2 protein-coding genes and 2 pseudogenes are annotated in these 2,506 nt (G+C 57.3%); 3 read left to right on the top strand and 1 reads right to left on the bottom strand.

Going from position 1 to position 2,506, the window contains the following annotated elements:
- A pseudogene (locus E8M78_RS23620) lies at positions 1–376 on the top strand (hypothetical protein); the annotation flags it as partial.
- On the opposite strand, the pseudogene E8M78_RS20055 reads toward E8M78_RS23620, so the two are convergent.
- A pseudogene (locus tag E8M78_RS20055) lies at positions 341–1,375 on the bottom strand (IS66 family transposase); the annotation flags it as partial. The pseudogenes E8M78_RS23620 and E8M78_RS20055 sit on opposite strands and share 36 nt — an antisense overlap.
- A 109-nt stretch (positions 1,376–1,484) precedes the next feature.
- Here E8M78_RS20055 and E8M78_RS20050 point away from each other — a divergent pair.
- On the top strand, positions 1,485–1,847 hold the full coding sequence (locus E8M78_RS20050; RefSeq protein WP_137136738.1) for a transposase: 363 nt from the start codon (positions 1,485–1,487) through the stop codon (positions 1,845–1,847).
- Positions 1,844–2,461, top strand: coding sequence for an IS3 family transposase (locus E8M78_RS20045; protein ID WP_137136737.1), 618 nt, complete (start codon positions 1,844–1,846; stop codon positions 2,459–2,461). Before E8M78_RS20050 ends, E8M78_RS20045 begins: the two co-directional genes overlap by 4 nt.
- The last annotated feature ends 45 nt before the right edge of the window (positions 2,462–2,506 follow it).

The raw sequence follows: 2,506 nt of genomic DNA, 5'->3' as shown, positions 1-2,506 counted from the left end.
CAAGGATGTTCTGAAGAACAAGCTCAATATCAGGAGCTATTCAGAACTACGCGAAGCCGAGTACGCGATTGCGGACTCAAGGATTACAGAGCTGGCCGAGGGAAAAGGCCCGACCGGTACTCACGACGCAGCACATCTGAAGGCTTTGCATGGCTACATCTTTCAAGATATCTATGAATGGGCAGGACATACGCGCAATGAAAGTCCTGTCGTCGATGGGCATCGGGTAGAGCCGGTAGGCGGGCTTTCGAAGGGCGATACGACTTTCCTCCCCGGCTCGCGCATCGAAAGTAAGCGGTTAGCCGGCCACGTCTGACGTGAAGTTCCAGGGCATGAGAGCTTAGATATCATGGGCTGGCCATCCGTTAGCCATTCGAATGAGCGTCTGTGTCAGCCAGGCGAGCGGATCGACGTTGTTCATTTTGGCGGTCTGCAGAAGGGTGGCGATCGTCGCCCAAGTGTTGCCCCCGCCTTCGCTTCCGGCAAACAGACTGTTTTTGCGCGTGATGGTTTGGGGGCGGATTGCCCGTTCAACGATGTTGGAGTCGATCTCGATACGGCCGTCTTGAAGAAAGAGCTCAAGAGATTGCCGGCGGGTCATCGCATAGCGGATCGCTTCGGCTGTCTTGGACTTGCCGGAGACCTTTGCCAGTTCCCGCTCCCAGATGTCAAAGAGATGGGCGACAATGGCTGCGGACCGCTTTTGTCTGAGGGCCGCACGGATGTCGGCATTCTTGCCGCGGATCTCGTCCTCCACCGTCCACAGCTCGGCCATCGCCTTCATCGAGGCTGTCGCCGCCTGATTGATGCCCGCGATATGCAGTTCGTAAAATTTGCGCCTGACATGCGCCCAGCACCCGGCCAATGTCATGGTCTCGTTGCAACCGGACTTGAGCTGCTCTTTGACCATGCTGGTATAGGCGCCGTGCCCATCCACCTGGAGAATGCCACTGAAGCCGCTCAGATGACGTGCAACACATCGCCCACCTCTGCTGTCTTCAAATCGGTATGCGACCATTGGCGGCCCTGATCCCCCGAACGGACGATCATCCCGTGCGTAGGCCCACAACCAGGCCGTCATTGTTTTGCCTGCCCCAGGCATCAGGGTTGGCAATGTCGTTTCGTCGGCAAAGACCCTTTCACCTGCCTTGATCTTCTCCAGGATATAATCGGCCAGGATTTTCAGCTCATAGCCCAAATGGCCCATCCACTGGGCCATCAGTGATCGGCTCAGCACCACGCTGTCGCGCAGGTAGATCGTTTCCTGACGATAGAGCGGAAGGCCGTCGGCATATTTGGACACCGCGATATAAGCCAGAAGCCGTTCGCTCGGCAGGCCGGCTTCGATGATATGGGCCGGCGCCAAGGCTTGAAGGTGTCAATCGGCGCGGAAAGTTGACCCCATATTGGAGTGAACCCCTCGGGTTGGACCACGGGACCAAGAAAAACTGATACACTCTGCGGGCCTCAATCGGAGAAGGCTCATGAAGTCCAGAGGTCCATATCGTCGGCATTCGACGCCGTTCAAATTGCAGCTTTGCCAAGATATCCGAAACGGTGTTATTGGACGGCGCGACGTGCAGCGCACCTACGGTGTTTCGGCCAACCTCATCCAGTTATGGCTCACGCAGTTCGATCGCGGCGAACTGAATGATGAAGAGGCCGAGGCTAGCGTTATTGCGGAGTACGAGACCCATATCGCGGCGCTCGAACGCAAGGTAGGCCAGCTCACAATGGAGCTGGACCTGGTGAAAAAAACACCGCGCCAGCCGATCGCCGCCGCCAGCGCGAGCTCCTCCATCATCAGCGGCCCCCGGCCTGCTCTGTCAGACGGGGGTGCAAAATGATCGATCTCCCGAGGAGCACCTACTATTACCGATCAACGGCAAAAGCTTCAAATCTCGGCGACAGCGAGCTCGTTGCAATCATAGAAGACATTCAGGACGAGCTGCCCTGCTACGGATACCGGCGCGTGACACACGAGCTTCATCGAAGAGGCCACCTCGTTAATCACAAGCGTGTCGCCCGCGTCATGCGGGCCAATGGCCTCAGTATCAAGCCTCGCAAGCGGTATGTTCGCACGACGGATAGCAACCACGATTCGCCGATTTACCCGAACCTTTATCGCAATGTGATCCCGTCGCGGCCCGACATGGTATGGGTGGCCGACTTCACGTACATCCGCATCGCCGTCGGCTTTTGCTATCTTGCCGTCATTCTCGACGCCTGCAGCCGGAAAGTCGTCGGCTATGGCCTGTCAAAACGCCTAGATACGCCGCTAGCGCTGGCCGCACTACATTCAGCCATCGAGAACAGAAAGCCTTCGCCTGGCTGCATTCACCACACGGACCGCGGATGCCAATACGCAAGTGAGACCTATCGACGAGCGCTCGATGCCGCAGGCCTACAGGGTTCCATGAGCGCCGTTGGCAACCCATTGTTGGTTTCCGCGCGAAACTGAGCCGGTTAGGCGCATAATTTCCATTGAGAATTGAGCCATGTGAAC

Origin of the sequence: Rhizobium sp. FKY42 (assembly GCF_005222835.1) — a bacterium.
In the GTDB taxonomy this organism is placed as follows: domain Bacteria; phylum Pseudomonadota; class Alphaproteobacteria; order Rhizobiales; family Rhizobiaceae; genus Neorhizobium.
This window is presented reverse-complemented; position numbering and strand designations above follow the sequence as displayed.

Excerpts from the sequence above, each read along its gene's own strand:
- E8M78_RS20050 (WP_137136738.1), top strand. The coding sequence starts at position 1,485 with ATGAAGTCCAGAGGTCCATATCGTCGGCATTCGACGCCGTTCAAATTG.
- E8M78_RS20045 (WP_137136737.1), top strand. The coding sequence starts at position 1,844 with ATGATCGATCTCCCGAGGAGCACCTACTATTACCGATCAACGGCAAAA.